Source organism: Massilia sp. BAP21, assembly GCF_057801335.1.
The window spans coordinates 4,895,003-4,910,755 of the sequence record NZ_CM173596.1; the positions used below are offsets into that span (position 1 = coordinate 4,895,003).

General features: G+C 62.3%; 12 protein-coding genes. 8 read left to right on the plus strand and 4 right to left on the minus strand.

Going from position 1 to position 15,753, the window contains the following annotated elements; translation table 11 throughout:
- Positions 1 to 89: 89 nt before the first annotated feature.
- On the plus strand, positions 90 to 704 hold the full coding sequence (locus ACWYRN_RS21590) for a cation efflux transmembrane domain-containing protein (protein ID WP_290423413.1): 615 nt from the start codon (positions 90 to 92) through the stop codon (positions 702 to 704).
- A gap of 74 nt (positions 705 to 778) precedes the next feature.
- Here ACWYRN_RS21590 and lspA read toward each other — a convergent pair whose 3' ends face one another.
- Genes lspA through ACWYRN_RS21610 form a run of 4 tightly spaced genes read right to left on the minus strand, consistent with a single transcriptional unit; the run spans position 779 to position 7,001 of the window.
- Positions 779 to 1,285, minus strand: a complete 507-nt coding sequence (gene lspA, locus ACWYRN_RS21595; protein ID WP_290423414.1) for a signal peptidase II — start codon at positions 1,283 to 1,285, stop codon at positions 779 to 781.
- Positions 1,286 to 1,292: 7 nt separating this feature from the next.
- Positions 1,293 to 4,478: an efflux RND transporter permease subunit gene (locus tag ACWYRN_RS21600; protein WP_290423415.1), complete on the minus strand. Its 3,186-nt coding sequence runs from the start codon at positions 4,476 to 4,478 to the stop codon at positions 1,293 to 1,295.
- Between the two features lie 36 nt (positions 4,479 to 4,514).
- On the minus strand, positions 4,515 to 5,750 hold the full coding sequence (locus ACWYRN_RS21605) for an efflux RND transporter periplasmic adaptor subunit (protein WP_290423416.1): 1,236 nt from the start codon (positions 5,748 to 5,750) through the stop codon (positions 4,515 to 4,517).
- Between the two features lie 3 nt (positions 5,751 to 5,753).
- On the minus strand, positions 5,754 to 7,001 hold the full coding sequence (locus ACWYRN_RS21610) for a TolC family protein (RefSeq protein WP_488689770.1): 1,248 nt from the start codon (positions 6,999 to 7,001) through the stop codon (positions 5,754 to 5,756).
- A gap of 68 nt (positions 7,002 to 7,069) precedes the next feature.
- On the opposite strand from ACWYRN_RS21610, the gene ACWYRN_RS21615 reads away from it, so the two are divergent.
- The 7 genes from ACWYRN_RS21615 (at position 7,070) to ACWYRN_RS21645 (ending at position 15,740) form a co-directional block, all read left to right on the plus strand.
- A complete protein-coding gene (locus ACWYRN_RS21615) occupies positions 7,070 to 7,474 on the plus strand; it encodes a MerR family transcriptional regulator (RefSeq protein WP_290423418.1) in 405 nt (134 codons plus the stop codon).
- 102 nt (positions 7,475 to 7,576) lie between these two features.
- Positions 7,577 to 8,644, plus strand: a complete 1,068-nt coding sequence (locus ACWYRN_RS21620) for a cation efflux transmembrane domain-containing protein (RefSeq protein ID WP_488689772.1) — start codon at positions 7,577 to 7,579, stop codon at positions 8,642 to 8,644.
- Between the two features lie 529 nt (positions 8,645 to 9,173).
- Positions 9,174 to 10,475, plus strand: a complete 1,302-nt coding sequence (locus ACWYRN_RS21625) for a TolC family protein (RefSeq protein WP_488689773.1) — start codon at positions 9,174 to 9,176, stop codon at positions 10,473 to 10,475.
- On the plus strand, positions 10,472 to 11,683 hold the full coding sequence (locus ACWYRN_RS21630) for an efflux RND transporter periplasmic adaptor subunit (protein ID WP_488689775.1): 1,212 nt from the start codon (positions 10,472 to 10,474) through the stop codon (positions 11,681 to 11,683). Before ACWYRN_RS21625 ends, ACWYRN_RS21630 begins: the two co-directional genes overlap by 4 nt.
- A 14-nt stretch (positions 11,684 to 11,697) precedes the next feature.
- The gene (locus ACWYRN_RS21635; RefSeq protein ID WP_290423423.1) at positions 11,698 to 14,862 is read left to right on the plus strand and encodes a CusA/CzcA family heavy metal efflux RND transporter; all 3,165 of its coding nucleotides are present in this window, start codon (positions 11,698 to 11,700) and stop codon (positions 14,860 to 14,862) included.
- 48 nt (positions 14,863 to 14,910) lie between these two features.
- Positions 14,911 to 15,504: a hypothetical protein gene (locus ACWYRN_RS21640; RefSeq protein WP_290423424.1), complete on the plus strand. Its 594-nt coding sequence runs from the start codon at positions 14,911 to 14,913 to the stop codon at positions 15,502 to 15,504.
- A gap of 50 nt (positions 15,505 to 15,554) precedes the next feature.
- Complete coding sequence (locus ACWYRN_RS21645; RefSeq protein ID WP_290423425.1) at positions 15,555 to 15,740, plus strand: hypothetical protein; 186 nt, start codon at positions 15,555 to 15,557, stop codon at positions 15,738 to 15,740.
- The last annotated feature ends 13 nt before the right edge of the window (positions 15,741 to 15,753 follow it).

The window sequence follows — 15,753 nt, forward strand, 5'->3', positions numbered from 1 at the left end:
GTAAATTTTTTGCGTCTTCCGCACCGCAGTAATGATGCTGAGCCGACCTTAACTGGGCGCAGCTGACCCTATCGTTTATCGGAGACCGCATGACTACGAGCAACACCGCACATAGCGACGAGCTGGATCTGGATGCCTCAAACGAGGAGGATCGCAGCATTCTATGGAAAGTCCTACTGATCAACCTGGGACAATGTCTAGCCGGTGTTGCAATTGGAACGTGGGCATCTTCAACCGCCGTGATCGGCGCCGGTCTCGACAATCTAGGAGATGCAGCCGTGTACGCCGTGAGTTTATACGCTGTCGGCCGGTCTGCCGCAATCAAGACCCGTGCCGCCCAGCTTTCCGGCTGGCTCCTCATCGGCTTTGCCTGCCTGTTATTAGTCGAAGTCATTCGCAGGTTTCTCGGCGGCGAAGCCCCGTTGGGGCCGGCCATGATGGCGATGGCCGCTGCAAATGCGCTTCTGAATATTTATTGCATCCGGCTGTTAAAGCAGCATCGGGGGCAGGACATCAATTTCAAAGCCTCAGCCATTTTTACGAACAATGATTCGATCGTGAACGGCGCCATCGTCCTATCGGGCGCGCTGGTGATGTGGACGAACTCAAACCTTCCCGATCTGATTCTTGGAACGGTCGTGTCGTTTATCGCTGCGAAAGGAGGATATGAGATTCTTTCGGAGGCAAAAGAAGCGCAAGAATAGTATCCAGCCGGCTGGAAGCCTGTTTGCAACTAGTCGAGGTAGCGTTCCGTTCCGCCGCCTGTTACAGCGCTATATCACTGTCGTGTTTGCTTATGCACTGTAACCGATGTGCTCCCACTAAACACCGTGTGCAAGACAATAGTTGCCGCGCCCAGCGTAATACCGATGTCGGCAATGTTGAATGCCGGCCAGTGGTACGTGCCCACATACAAGTCAATCCAGTCGACAACGCCCATGCGTGCGGCGCGGTCGATCAGGTTTCCAATTGCCCCGCCAAGTATCATCGCCAACGCTGCCCTCTCCGTGGCCGTCGTCGCCGGCCTCCTGATCATTTGAATGATCAATACCGACGCCAGCACAGCCACAACGATGAACAGGTAACGTTGCCACCCGCCCGCTGTGGCGAGAAGGCCAAAAGCCGCCCCCTGGTTGATAACATGGACAATGTTCAATGCTGGCAGCAGCTCAACCTGCTGGCCGTAGGCCAGCCGATCCACGACCTGGGCCTTCGTGACCAGATCGGTGGCGGCGATCAGTCCGGCGCCCAGGACGGCAGAGAGCGGTGAAAGATGTTTGGCCATGGTTCCGTCAAATGCCTTCCGCTACGTTCTCTGCCGGGCGGGCAAAGCGCTGGTACAGCGTCGGCAGCACGAACAGCGTCAGGATCGTGGCCGAGATCAGCCCACCGATGACCACGGTCGCCAGCGGACGCTGCACCTCGGCCCCGGCGCCTGTCGCCAGTGCCATCGGGACGAAGCCCAGTGATGCGACCAGGGCCGTCATCAGCACCGGGCGCAGCCGCCGCAGCGCGCCTTCGCGAACGGCTTGCGCCCACGGCAATTGTTTTGCCAGGTCGTCGATCGATCCCACCATCACCAAACCGTTGAGGACGGCGACGCCGGACAGCGCAATGAATCCGACGGCGGCCGAAATCGAGAACGGCAGCCCACGCAGCCAGAGCGCTGCAATCCCGCCAATCAGGGCCAGGGGCACACCCGTGAAGACGACTGCGGCGGCGCGCCAGGAACCGACGGCCGAATACAGCAGTACGACGATGAGCGCGAAGCAGGCCGGTACCACGACGGCCAGGCGCATCCGCGCACGTTCCAGGTTCTCGAACTGCCCGCCCCAGGTGAGCCATACGCCGGCCGGTAGCCGTACGTGCGCATCGATACTCGCGCGCGCCTCGCTGACCACGCCGGCAATGTCACGGCCGCGCACATTGGCCTGGACAACCACGCGGCGCTTGCCGTTTTCCCGGCTGATCTGGTTCGGTCCCTTGGCCGTCTCGAGCAGGGCCACCGATCCCAGCGGAACGAAGCTGCCGCTCGGCGTCAGCACAGGCAGCAGGCGCAAGGCTTCCACGTCGTTGCGGGTCTTTTCGCCCAGTTTCACGACGACGTCGAATCGCCTGTCCCCCTCATAGATCGACCCGGCCTCGCGGCCGGCAATGGCTGCGGCCAAGGTGTCGTGCACGTCCTGGGCGGTCAGGCCGACCCGTGCCATGGCGTCGCGATCCAGCCGAACATCGAGCAGCGGAAGCCCCTGCACCTGCTCCACGCGGACGTCTTCCGCGCCCTCGACCGCGCGCAGTTTTGCCGCGACCTGTTCGGCGGTGCGGAGCATGGCGTCGAAATCGTCGCCATAGACCTTGACGGCGATGTCGCCACGCACGCCGGCCAGCAACTCGTTGAAGCGCATCTGGATCGGTTGGGTAAGCTCGTAGTTCTGGCCCGGGATGCCAGCGACCGCTTTCTCGATCTTTTCCACCAGCTCGGCCTTGCTCATCCGTGGTTCCGGCCACTCCGAGCGGTCTTTCACGATGACAAAGGTATCGGTCATGTTCGGCGGCATCGGGTCGGCCGCCAGTTCGGCAGTACCCGTTCTTGAAAACACGAGCTTCACCTCCGGTAGCTTGCCGACCGCCTTCTCCACCGCAAACTGCATGGCCTGGCTCTGCTCAAGGGAAGTGCCCGGAATGCGTGCCACCTGGAGCAGTACGTCCTGCTCGTCGAGCGTCGGAAGAAATTCCTGGCCGAGTGTCGTAAACAGGCCGAGTGCGCCCGCGAAACCGATCGCCGCCAATACGCCGGTCAGCGTCGGCCGCGCGAGAGCACGCTCCAGCAACGGTGCGTACGACGAGGACACGGCCTTGACCAGTTTGTTTTCCTTTTCATCGACATGGCGCGAAAGCCAGAGCGCGATCGCGGCCGGCACGAACGTAAGCGAGAGGACGAACGCGAAGACCAGTGCGAGAATAACCGTCACCGCCATCGGTGCGAACATGCGGCCTTCCACCCCCTGGAACGTCAACAGGGGCGCGTAGACGAGAATGATGATCGCCTGGCCGTAGACGCTTGGCCGGATCATTTCGCGTGCGGCGGCGGCGACGGTCTCGAGCCGCTCCGCCTTCGTCAATATCCTGCCGGTCGCATGCTGGCGTTCCGCGATCCGGCGCAGCGCGTTTTCCACGATGATGACCGCGCCATCGACAATCAGGCCAAAGTCCAGCGCGCCCAGGCTCATCAGGTTCGCAGACAGCCCTGCTTCGAGCATGCCCGCAGAGGTCATCAGCATCGTGACCGGGATGACCGCCGCGGCGATCAATGCCGCGCGCAGGTTCCCGAGGAGCGCGAATAGCACGGCGATCACCAGCAGCGCACCCTCGGTAAGGTTGGTCGCCACGGTCTTGATGGTGGCGTCGACCAGGCGGGTGCGGTCAAGCACCGGCCGGATCAGCAAGTCCGGCGGCAAGGAGCGCGCGATCTCTTTCAGGCGGACATCCACCGCGGCGGCAACCGTCCGGCTGTTCTCCCCGATCCGCATCACGGCGGTACCGACGACGACCTCCTGCCCGCCTTCGGATGCGGATCCGAATCGCACTTCCTGTCCCATGCCGACGGTGGCGACGTGCGAAACCAGTACCGGCGTGCCGCTTCGGGTCGTGATGACGGTCTTCGCCAGTTCCTCGGCTGACGTGATGCGCGCGTCGGCCTTGACAGTTAGGGCTTCCCCGTTCTGAACGACCACACCGGCGCCGGCGCTCGTGTTATTGCGCTCGAGCGCTTCGCCCAGCATGGTCAGGCTGATCCCCAGGGCTGCCAGCCGCTGCGGATCCGGTGTGACCACGTACTGTTTGACGTAGCCCCCGATGACGTCCACGCCTGCCAGCCCTTCGGTATTCTTGAGCTGGGGTGCGACGATCCAGTCCTGCACCGTGCGCAGGTAAGTGGCTTTTTCGGCAGCACTGCGCAGCACTTCGCCTTCTGGAGTGACGTAGCTGCCATCGGCCTGCAGCCCAGCCGCCGGCCCCGCTTTCGGGGTAGGCTTCGAGGCGTATTCGACCGTCCACATGTAGACGTCGCCGAGCCCGGTCGCGATCGGGCCCAGGCTTGCGGTAGCGCCTGGCGGCAGCGAGCGCTCGACGGCGCGCAGCCGTTCAGCCATCTGCTGGCGCGCGAAATAGATGTCCGTACCGTCCTTGAAGACGGTAGTCACCTGCGCAAACCCGTGCCTGGTCAGCGACCGGGTGGATTCCAGGCCAGGTATCCCGGCAAACGCCGTTTCGATCGGATAGGTGATCTGCCGCTCCACGTCGGCCGGCGCGAGCGCAGGTGCAACGACGTTGATCTGCACCTGGGTGTTGGTGATGTCCGGTACTGCGTCGATGGGCAGGCGCGTCAGCGCAAGTGCCCCGAGGATCGACAGGAGGATCGTTGCGATGAGCACGTGCCACCGCCGCGCAACGGAAAAGTTGACGATACGAGCGATCATGGTTGGGTGTCCTTCAGGAGCCGTCGAGTGAAGAGATCAGTCATCGTCTCCCGCCTCTCCTTTTCCATGCTCCGCCTTCAGCAGATACGTATTGCTGACCGCAATCTGTTCGTTGCCTTCCAAGCCGCCCATCACCTTGACGTAGCCGGCCGCGTTGCCGCCGAGGACAACGTGCTTGATCGCGAATCCGTCTCTCGCCCGAACGAATACGCTGGGCCTGTCCTCGACGGTTTGCACAGCCGTCCGTGGAATGGCCAGTTGCGTGCCACCGGCGCTCCCTTCGAGCGCAATCGATGCCCGGACCGTTTCGCCGATACGCCACGCGCCGCGGCCGTTCGACAAGCGTGCAATGGCTCGTACCTGGCGGGTCGCGGGATCGAGGACACGCGAGACATGCGTAATGCGGCCCGTGCCGGTGCGACCGTCGGTCGACACGTCCACGGTCGTGCCCACGGCGATGCGGGCAGCGTCGTCCGGCGAGAGCGAAAGTTCGGCCGTCAGCTCGTTGAGGTCGGCGACCTCGAAAAGATGGGCGTCCGGTGCGACGATGTCGCCCAAGGCGATCTGTCGTGCCGTGACGTTGCCCTTGATGGGTGAGCGCAGCATCAGCCGATTGAGCTGTCCCCCGCTGCTTGCGCCTGCGGCCGCGAGCTGCTGCTCGGCCAAGCGAAGACGGGTGCGTGCTTCTTGCGCGGCATTGCGCGCAATCTCGAATTCTTGCCGCGAAGTGACTTTTTCGCCGTACAGACGTTCTTCGCGTGCAAAATTGGCCTGCGACAGTTCGTACTGCCGCTTGGCGATCTCGACGTCGGCCCTGAGCTGGGCTACGTCACGGCTTTCGATTACGGCAAGCACGTCGCCACGAGCGACCGGGTCGCCAAGGTTGCGCCGGATCTCGACCACCCGGCCACCCACGGCGCTCGAGACCACCGCCGCATGCTTCGGATCCGCCGCGATGACCGCCGGGGCCTCGACGGCCCCGGCGAACGACTGCCGGACTGGCATAACCTCGATTCCTGCCGCTTTGATCTGCTGGTCCGACAGCGCGACAAAGTCTTCCTTGGCTTCGGCCTCGCCGCCTTCTTTCTCCGCAGCTTCGCCCCGCTCTACGGCCTCGCCTTTCTCGGCCTTTTCGGCCTGTTCGCCTTTGGCATTCGCGCTTTGTTCGCCATGTTCGGCAGCGTCTTGACGGCTGGTCGTTTCCGGCTTGGGCGAGCATGCGCTCAAGAGGATCATCGCGGCACACAGGCCCGATCGGAATACCGCTTGCATGGGTCAGTCCTTATAAATTGGAGAGTTGGAACCTTGTAGCCGAGCCAAACGCGCCCGTGCCGTATGAAGTGCTGCGAGCGCATCGACCGAGCTTTCGCGGGTTTCGGCCAGCGAGCGTTCGGCTTCGATCAATTCGAGTTGCGGGAATTTCCCTTCGGCATAACCGATCCTCGCGATACGTGCCGCTTCTTCTGCCGCTGCCAGTGCGGGACCGTTGGCGGCGCGTGCAGCCGCCAGTGCGTCGGCCACCTCAGCTTCTGCCTGTGCAGTAGACTGTTCGACTTCCAGTACGACGGCGCGGCGCACGGCGGACGCGCGATCGAATTCCGCCCGGGACCGTGCAAGCGCGGCGCTGCCCTGGTTGAACAATGGCAGGGGGACGGACAGGCCCAGCACAGCTGCCTTTTCGGAAGTTTCACCATACCGGCGCATGCCGGCGGTCAGCGTGACGTCCGGTACCCGCTCACGCCTGGCCGCATCGACGCGAGCCTCTGCAGCGGCCAGTTCCGCCTCCGCCGTCGCAATCGCCAGCTGCTGCCGCGCCGGCGGTGCCTTCTCGCTCCCTTCGATCTGCTCAAACCAGGCAGACGCTATCGAGAACGGCATTGGCGCGCCTGTCAGCCGTGCGATCGTTTTCTGCGCCAGCTCGGCGGCACGCATTGCTTTTCCCAGGCGAACCTCGGAATTAATTCGTAGCACGTCGGCCCGTTGCTCTTCTATGGGAGATGCTTTTCCGGCCCGTACCCGCTCGCGTGCCGCGTGATGCGCGCGTTCGGCCAGCTCATGACCGGCTTTTGTGATCGCAAGGTAGCGCTCACTGGCGGCAAGCGTAACAAACGCCGCGGTGATCTGGAACGTCAATTCGGCTTCAGCGGAGCGCGCACCAACGTCGGCAGCAGCGCGCTCGGCCTGGGCCACACGTAGCCTGGCGCCCCGCTTGCCGCCCAGCTCGAGGGGCATCGAAAGTGAAACCGTCTTTTCTCCCCCGCCAAAACCGGAATAGCGCCCTGAGCCCAACACATTTTCCGCTTCCACGGAAAGTGTCGGATTCGGCCGCAGGCCGGACAGGCGCACATTGGCGTCTGCAGCCCGCAGTGCTGCATCGGCGCTCTGCAGTTGCGGCGCCTGGATGCGGGCTCTGGCAACGGCTTCGGCAAGCGTCAGTGCAGTGCTTTCGGCAAAGGCAGATCCCGCAACTGCGCACATGGCCAGCAACGCTGCGGTGACACAGAGATTCATCTTGGTGCGCATAGGTGAATTCGCTTGACGGATTAATAAATGAACTTTATAAACCTTGAAGTCACTTTAAGGTCAAGCATATGTCACGCACTTTTACGATAGGTCAGCTGTCCGCCGCGGCGCAGACCCCTGCGCCGACGATTCGCTATTACGAAAAAATCGGGTTGCTCGATTCTCCATCGCGGACCGGCAGTAACTATCGGCTGTACGGCAGCGAGGATGTGGCCCGCCTGAGCTTCGTTCGCCGTGCCCGGGAAATCGGCTTCACGATCGATCAGGTACGCAGTCTGTTGGCCTTTTCCGATAGCCGCGATGGCGACTGCTGTGCAGTGACTGCGCTGACCGAGCAGCATCTTGCAGAAGTCGAGCAGAAGATCAGAGACCTCAACTCACTGAAAGAACACCTGTCCCGTCTGCTCATTTCATGCCAGGGCGGCCGAGTTTCCGATTGCGGCATCATCGGCGCCCTGTCACCTCAGCAATAGATTATTCCTCCGGCTGGACGGTTCTGACGTGGCGAACACGCTTGACCTTGAAGCGGGTTGAAGCTTTATCCTTCGAACAATTCCGATCCTAGGCTCATCGTCATGACACAAGACCAAACCGCTACGGCAGCCCGCCTCGAAACCGAACTATTTGTCTCGAAGATGGACTGCCCGTCCGAAGAGAATTTGATTCGGATGGCCTTAGGCAAAGTTTCGGGCATCGACAACATTGCCTTCGACCTCAACACCCGCACGGTGACTGTGCTCCACGACGGCAAAGCGGACGCCCTCGTGCAGGTGCTGCAGCCCTTGCGGCTGGGTGTCGAATTGCGCGGATCCCGTCCAGCCAGGCCGAAAGTCGACAGCAAACGTACGCTGAGTACGCTCGGGATTCCCAAGATGGACTGCCCTTCCGAGGAGAACATGATCCGCATGGCACTGGCGGATGTCGGCGGCATTCATTCCTTGAACTTTGACCTTTCCCAGCGGCAGCTCCATGTTGCGCATATGGGGGAAGTCGATCCGATCTTGCAGAAACTTGGCCCGCTGAAGCTTGGTGCCCATCTGATCGGGTCGCAACTGGATTCGTCCCATGAAGAAGCCAGTCAAGACAAGGCCGGCGACCCATCGGAGGCGAAGACGCTCTGGTTGCTGCTAGCTATCAACGGCATCATGTTCGTGGTCGAGCTGATCTGGGGGCTGGTCGCAGAATCGACCGGTTTGGTCGCTGATTCATTGGACATGTTTGCGGACGCCGCTGTGTACGGCCTGGCCCTGTACGCAGTGGGCAGGGCTGCGGCGATGAAGACGCACGCAGCACACCTGGCCGGCTGGCTGCAGCTCGTGCTCGCGCTGGGCGCCCTCAGTGAAGTGGTACGCCGGGCCTTCTTCGGAAGCGAACCGGAATCGGGCCTGATGATGGGCGTTGGCGCGGTAGCCCTGGTTGCGAATGTGGCTTGCCTGGTGTTGATCGCAAAGAAACGCGACCGCGGGGCGCACATGAAGGCAAGTTATATTTTCTCGGCGAATGACGTTATTGCAAACATCGGCGTGATTGCTGCCGGCGCACTCGTCACCTGGACCGGATCGCCTTATCCCGATTTGATTGTCGGCACGGTGATTGGCGTGATCGTACTTTCGGGCGCACGTCGCATCCTGAAGCTGAAGTAAGGATATGAGCGCATAAGACAAACGATCCCACGTGCTATACTTTTCTTCATGACCGCCCGACGCTTCATCTACCTAGTCCTGACGATCCTCGCTCTTCAGCTCAGTTGGAGTGTGGTTGCTGCTTATTGTCAGCACGAGTCGGGCCGTGCCGCCCAGCATTTCGGTCATCATTCGTCGGAGGCCGACTCGCACAAGCTCGCCTCCGCTGAGAAGGACAAGCCGACGGGTTCCAACAAGAAAGTCGCAATGCACTCGCACTGCGCTTCCTGTGCTCACGCGACGCTTTCGTTTGAAGGACTTCCTGTTGCGCAAGTGATTATTGAGCCGGTCCGTCTGGCGCCGCCGGCGCTCCAGCTTCAATACTCCTCCTTATACTCCGCTCGTCCCGAGCGGCCTCAATGGATCTCCGCCGTCTGATTCGGCGGCAGATCGTATACATCCACTCATCATTGTGCGGGCGGGCCTGAGAAGGCCATCCCGATACGTCTCGCTGCTGAATAGCCTTCGTTTTCAATAACCGGAGTTATTCATGCATCCCAAGTATTTCGTCCTCGGGGCGTCCGTGCTATTTGCACAGGCGTTGCCGAGTGCTGCGCAGGTGACAGCGCAGCCGTTGTCTCCTGTGGCAACACAGCAGCAAGCACCCGTCGCAGGCCCGCCGCTGACGCTCGATGAAGCCATCGCAAAGGCACTGGCGGCCAACCCAAGCCTGCGCGCGGCCGCGCTCGATGTTGCGATCGCCGACGGCATGCGCCGCCAGGCGGGCCTGTTCCCGAATCCCGAAGTGTCCTTTGTCCGTGAAGGAACGCAACGCGGTACCCGCACCCAGACCGTGCAGCTCAGCCAAGTGCTCGAACTCGGAGGAAAGCGCTCGGCGCGTATCAACCTGGCCGAACGCGAACGCAGTCTTGCGGCAGGCAACCTCAGCGTGGCCCGTACCGATCTGCGCGCCGACGTCACAACGGCCTATTTCGATGCCCTGGGTGCACAGGAGCGCGTGCGCATCGCCCAGACCTCGCTCGACGTCGCAGCGAAAGCAACAGTGGCGGCCGAAAAGCGCGTCACGGCCGGACGGGTTTCGCCTGTCGAGCAGGATCGCGCCGGCGTGGCACAGGCATCGGCGCGGCTCGAGCTGGCCCAGGCGCAGAGCGACCTGGCGATTGCCATGCACACCTTGTCCGCCTATTGGGGCGAAACTGGTCAGGCAAACCTTACCCTGATCGTCCCCGAGCTCGACCTGGCACCAACGCCTGCGCTGGCCGAACTGGAACAGCGGCTGGCCACCTCGCCGCAGCTACGGCGCGCGAACTTGCAGGTCCAGCGCGAGGAAGCTCAGGTCGGCGTCGATCGTGCCCAGCGTATGCCCGACCTCACGCTTATCGTCGGCAACAAAAAGGACGACGAGATCGGGCGTTCGCAGACCGTGGTCGGCCTGTCGGTCCCGCTGCCCTTGTTCAACCGCAACCAGGGCAGCCTGCAGGCCTCGCTCGGTCGCGCCGAGAAGGCACGCGCCGAACTGGAGGCCGAACGCCTGCGCCTGCACCAGGGGCTTACCAACGCGTACCAGCGCGCCCAGTTGTCGCGCGAGCAGGTGCGCAGCATGCGCGAGAACATTCTGCCGGCGGCGCAGCGCGTGTTCGACTCCGCGGTAATCGGTTTCGAAGCTGGCAAGTTCGGATTCCTCGACGTCCTAGATGCCCAGCGCACGCTGCTGCAGATCCGCACCCAATACATCCAGGCACTGTACGACCGCTACCGCGCCGTCGCCGACCTTGGCCGCTACGTCGCTCCAGACGCGGGCGCCGACCTCAACAACAGGATTGCCCCATGAAGTCCACTATCAACAAGAAATCCCTATTTTCCATCGCCGCCGTGATCGGCCTGGGTCTCGTGCTGGCACTCGCCATTCTCTTCTGGAAGAAGGACGCTCCAGCTGCACAGGGAGAAAGCGAACGCGCAGAGGAAACCGCCCAAAAATCGGGAGGCAAGGAAGAGCATGCCGACGAACCGCCCGGCTTGATCGAGATGACGCCGCAGCAAGCGCAAGGGGCGGGCATTGCCGTCGCACAGGCCGCTCCGGCGCGCATCGATACCGCAGTCACGCTGCCTGGCGAAGTGCGCTTCAACGAAGACCGCACTGCGCACATCGTGCCCCGGGTGGCCGGTGTAGTCGAATCGGTATCCGCCTCGCTCGGTCAGGAAGTCAAGAAAGGCCAGCCGCTGGCAGTCATCGCCAGCCCCGACCTGGCCGAAATGCGCAGCACCGCCCTCGCCGCGGACAAGCGCCTGGGACTCGCGCGCACCACCTACGAACGCGAGAAGAAGCTGTGGGAAGACAGGATCTCGGCGCAGCAGGACTACCTGCAAGCCGAGCAGGCCTACCGCGAGGCGCAGATCGAGGCGCAGTCCGCCAGGTCGAAACTGACGGCCCTTGGCGCGGAGATTAACGCGGGCGCCGTGAACCGCTATGTCCTGCGTTCGCCCTTCAACGGTGTCGTGGTCGAAAAACACCTGTCGCAGGGCGAAGCGGTGAAGGAAGACGCGAATGCCTTCCTGGTGTCCGACCTGTCGACCGTCTGGGTGGAAATTGTGGTGACGGCAAAGGACCTGGAATCGGTCCGTGTCGGCCAGCCGGTCACGATCAAATCCGCTGCCGGCAGCGCATCGGTCACCGGCAAGGTCAGCTATGTGGGTAGCCTGCTGGGCGAACAGACCAGGACCGCGAGCGCACGTGTCGTCATCGATAACCCGGGTCTTGCCTGGCGCCCAGGACTGTTCGTGAACGTCGCCCTTGTGCGCGGCACGAAGGAGGCCGCCGTTGCGGTCGCGGCCGATGCCGTCCAGACCATTGAAGGCAAAACCGTCGTCTTCACGAAAGTGCAGAAGGGCTTCCAGGCCCAGCCAGTCACGCTGGGCGCGAGCGACGGCAAGAACGTCGAGATCGTCGCCGGGCTGAGCGCAGGAGCGCAATACGTTGCAACGGGCAGCTTCGTTGTGAAAGCCGAGCAAGGCAAAAGCAGTGCCGAGCACGAACACTGATCGAGGAACCTGCCATGTTTGAACGAATTATCCGCTTCGCCATCGAGCATCGATGGCTTGTCATGCTGGGCGTCGTCGCGATGGCCGCCATCGGCATCTACAACTACCAGAAACTGCCTATCGACGCGGTGCCCGACATCACCAACGTCCAGGTCCAGATCAACACGTCGGCCGCCGGCTATTCGCCGCTGGAAGCCGAGCAGCGCGTGACATTCCCGATCGAAACGGTCATGGCGGGCCTCCCCGGCCTGGAAGAAACCCGGTCGCTGTCCCGCTATGGCCTGTCGCAGGTGACCGTCATCTTCAAGGATGGCACCGACATCCACTTTGCACGCCAGCTGGTCAACCAGCGGATCCAGGAAGCACGGGAAAACCTGCCGAGCGGTGTGGTGCCGATGATGGGCCCGATCTCTACCGGCTTGGGCGAGATCTACCTCTGGACGGTCGAAAGCGAGCCGGGCGCGAAAAAGCCCGATGGCACACCGTACACCCCGACCGACTTGCGCGAAGTCCAGGACTGGATCATCAAGCCGCAGTTGCGCCAGGTACCCGGCGTCACCGAAATCAATTCGATCGGCGGCTTCGAGAAGGAATACCTGATCGCACCCGATCCGGCCAAGCTCAGCTCCTACGGCCTGTCGCTGTCCGACGTCGTCGGCGCGATCGACCGCAACAATAACAACGTCGGCGCCGGCTATATCGAGCGCCGTGGCGAGCAGTTCCTGATCCGCGCACCGGGCCAGGTGCGTACCCTCGACGATATCCGCAACACGGTCCTCAGCAACGTCAAGGGTGTTGCAATCCGCGTGCGCGACGTGGCGACCGTCGACATCGGGCGCGAACTGCGTACCGGCGCCGCGACCGAAAACGGCAAAGAGGTCGTGCTCGGCACGGTATTCATGCTGATCGGCGAGAACAGCCGCGCCGTGTCGCAGGCCGTTGCCGCCAAGATGGTCGAGGTGAATCGTTCGCTGCCCAAAGGCGTCAAGGCGGTGCCGGTGTACGACCGGACGGTACTGGTCGACAAGGCCATCAATACCGTCAAGAAGAACCTGCTCGAGGGTGCGGTACTGGTGATCGTCATCCTGTTCCTCTTCCTCGGCAACATCCGCGCGGCGATCATCACGGCGATGGTCATCCCCCTGGCGATGCTGTTCACCTTCACGGGCATGGTGTCGTACAAGGTCAGCGCGAACCTGATGAGCCTGGGCGCCCTCGACTTCGGCATCATCATCGATGGCGCGGTGGTGATCGTCGAGAACTGCGTGCGGCGCCTCGCACATGCGCAGGAGCACCACAAGCGTGACCTGACCCTCGCCGAGCGCTTCCATGAAGTGTTCGCCGCTGCCCGGGAAGCACGGCGACCGCTGCTCTTCGGCCAGCTCATCATCATGGTTGTGTACCTGCCGATCTTCGCGCTGTCGGGTGTCGAAGGAAAAATGTTCCACCCGATGGCCTTCGCCGTGGTTGCGGCCCTGGTCGGCGCCATGATCCTGTCGATCACCTTCATCCCCGCCGCGGTGGCCCTGTTTATCGGCAAGCGCGTCACCGAGAAGGAAAACAGGCTCATGGGCATGGCCAAGCAAGCTTATGCGCCGATGCTCGAAAAAGTCATGCGCAACGCGGCACTGGTTATCACGAGCGCGGTCGTCCTCGTCGTCCTGTCGGGGTTACTGGTCACGCGGCTGGGCAGCGAGTTCATCCCGAGCCTGAACGAAGGCGACCTGGCGTTGCAGTCGTTGCGCATTCCTGGCACCAGCCTGAGTCAGTCCGTGGAAATGCAGAAAAAGGTGGAAGCCGGCCTGAAAGCGAAGTTCCCGGAGATCGACAGAGTGTTTGCCCGCACCGGCACTGCCGAGATCGCATCGGACCCGATGCCGCCGAACATCTCGGACGGCTACATCATGCTCAAGCCTGAAGCGCAATGGCCAGCACCGAAGAAGAGCCGCGACGAACTGATCGCGGCGATCCAGGAAGAGGCCGAGAAATACGCGGGTAATTCCTACGAGTTCTCGCAACCGATCCAGTTGCGGTTCAATGAACTGATCTCCGGCGTGCGCAGTGACGTTGCCGTCAAGGTCTTTGGCGACGACATGGACGTGCTTGCATCGACGGGCAAGGAAATAGCCGAGGTACTGCAGCGCATCCCTGGCGCGGCCGAAGTAAAGGTCGAGCAAACGGGCGGCCTGCCTATGTTGACCGTTAACATCGACCGCGAGAAGACTGCGCGCTATGGTCTGAACATCGGCGACGTTCAGGAAGCCCTCGCCATCGCAACCGGCGGTCGCGAAGCCGGCACCATGTTCGAGGGCGACCGCCGCTTCGACATCGTCGTTCGTTTGCCCGAAACGCTACGGACCGATCTCGACGCGCTCAGGCAGCTGCCGATCTCCCTGCCCGCCAAGGACGGCGGCGCGACGACCTATATCCCCCTGGGCGAGGTTGCTTCGCTCGAATTCGCGCCTGGCCCGAACCAGATCAGCCGGGAGAACGGCAAGCGACGCGTTGTCGTGAGCGCAAACGTGCGCGGACGCGATATCGGCTCGTTCGTACCTGAGGCAGCCGCGGCAATCGCCAGGGATGTCAAGGTGCCGGCGGGCTACTGGACGAGCTGGGGCGGTACTTACCAGCAACTGCAGTCGGCCACGACCCGGCTCCAGCTGGTGGTACCGCTCGCCCTGTTCATCGTGTTCACGCTGCTGTTCATGATGTTCAACAACGTGAAGGACGGGCTGCTGGTCTTTACGGGTATCCCCTTCGCCCTGACGGGCGGCGTCATTGCCCTCGCCCTGCGTGGTATTCCAATGTCCATCTCGGCGGCGGTCGGCTTCATCGCCCTGTCGGGTGTCGCGGTGCTGAATGGCCTGGTGATGATTTCCTATATCCGCACCTTGCGCGAAGAAGGCATCGGACTGGACCGGGCCATCACGCACGGAGCCTTGACGCGGCTGCGGCCAGTGCTGATGACGGCCCTGGTGGCGTCCCTTGGCTTCGTGCCGATGGCGATCGCCACCGGCACCGGGGCCGAAGTGCAGCGGCCATTGGCCACCGTTGTGATTGGGGGCATTCTTTCCTCGACGGCGCTGACGCTGCTCGTCCTTCCCCTCCTTTACCGGCTTGCTCATCGCAAAGACAGCGATGAAGTACCAGCGGAGCCGGTGAAGGTCCTCGTGCATTGAGACTGCCGGGCCGCGAGAAATCCTTGCGGCCCGGCTGAGGAGGATGAAATGCGTGAAGACACCCCAGGTCGGAGGTCACCAGGCACACGCCGGCTTTTCGGGCTGGACCTTGCTGCGCACGGAACGGCGCTCCTGAGCTGCATGACTGGAGGAGTCGTTCTGGAAAGCGTCGTCCTCATGGGAGCTGCCTCGCATCACGCAGCAAGCCTCGGTTTCCGCCTGCTATTTGACAACAAGGATGCAGGGCAATCCCGAATCAGGTCGGGCGACGCACTGTGTTCACTTGTCCAGCTCTTCGTTTGGGCATGTTGCCTGCCACTGGCTATATGCGTTACCGCCATGGGCGCACACGGCATGTTTCACGCAGAGCCGCTCAATGCCCTGGCAATAGCAGGCTTCGCGATACCGGGAGCGCTGGCCGCTACGACTACCGCTGCGCTGGCTTTGCGGCCTGGCGGTCCTGGACGTAGAGGGCGCGCGGTCGATGCAATGCTGTCCGGAGCGCCGGCCGTGCTGGCGTTTTGTGTCGCGTTCAGCCCACTGGGCGTTGAGGCAGGAAAGCTGGACGCACTTGCCGGGCTGAGCATCGTACTGATGCTGTGCGCACGTACCGTGCTCCATCTTGGCCGGATTCTGGACTGATTCGCTGCTAGAGAGACAAAGCGTTGAACGCAATCGCAAGGAGACGAACAATGAAACTACAACAACAGCTGCCCGATCCGATACGTGGTCAGCTCATCGAAGTAGTTGGAATCAGCAGCCTGATTTTCTTTGGCCTGATGATGGTGTTTTTCGGTTGGCTCAAATACAAGGACCGCAACAATCCGGCAAACAAGAAGAAAAGGAAGGGCTCAGCACGCAGCGCGAAGAAAAAATAGCAATCCTCCGGCG

Coding starts and splice junctions, on each gene's coding strand:
- ACWYRN_RS21610 (WP_488689770.1), bottom strand. CDS start 7,001: ATGCGCACCAAGATGAATCTCTGTGTCACCGCAGCGTTGCTGGCCATG.
- ACWYRN_RS21640 (WP_290423424.1), top strand. CDS start 14,911: ATGCGTGAAGACACCCCAGGTCGGAGGTCACCAGGCACACGCCGGCTT.
- lspA (WP_290423414.1), bottom strand. CDS start 1,285: ATGGCCAAACATCTTTCACCGCTCTCTGCCGTCCTGGGCGCCGGACTG.
- ACWYRN_RS21625 (WP_488689773.1), top strand. CDS start 9,174: ATGCATCCCAAGTATTTCGTCCTCGGGGCGTCCGTGCTATTTGCACAG.
- ACWYRN_RS21605 (WP_290423416.1), bottom strand. CDS start 5,750: ATGCAAGCGGTATTCCGATCGGGCCTGTGTGCCGCGATGATCCTCTTG.
- ACWYRN_RS21590 (WP_290423413.1), top strand. CDS start 90: ATGACTACGAGCAACACCGCACATAGCGACGAGCTGGATCTGGATGCC.
- ACWYRN_RS21600 (WP_290423415.1), bottom strand. CDS start 4,478: ATGATCGCTCGTATCGTCAACTTTTCCGTTGCGCGGCGGTGGCACGTG.
- ACWYRN_RS21620 (WP_488689772.1), top strand. CDS start 7,577: ATGACACAAGACCAAACCGCTACGGCAGCCCGCCTCGAAACCGAACTA.
- ACWYRN_RS21615 (WP_290423418.1), top strand. CDS start 7,070: ATGTCACGCACTTTTACGATAGGTCAGCTGTCCGCCGCGGCGCAGACC.
- ACWYRN_RS21645 (WP_290423425.1), top strand. CDS start 15,555: ATGAAACTACAACAACAGCTGCCCGATCCGATACGTGGTCAGCTCATC.
- ACWYRN_RS21630 (WP_488689775.1), top strand. CDS start 10,472: ATGAAGTCCACTATCAACAAGAAATCCCTATTTTCCATCGCCGCCGTG.
- ACWYRN_RS21635 (WP_290423423.1), top strand. CDS start 11,698: ATGTTTGAACGAATTATCCGCTTCGCCATCGAGCATCGATGGCTTGTC.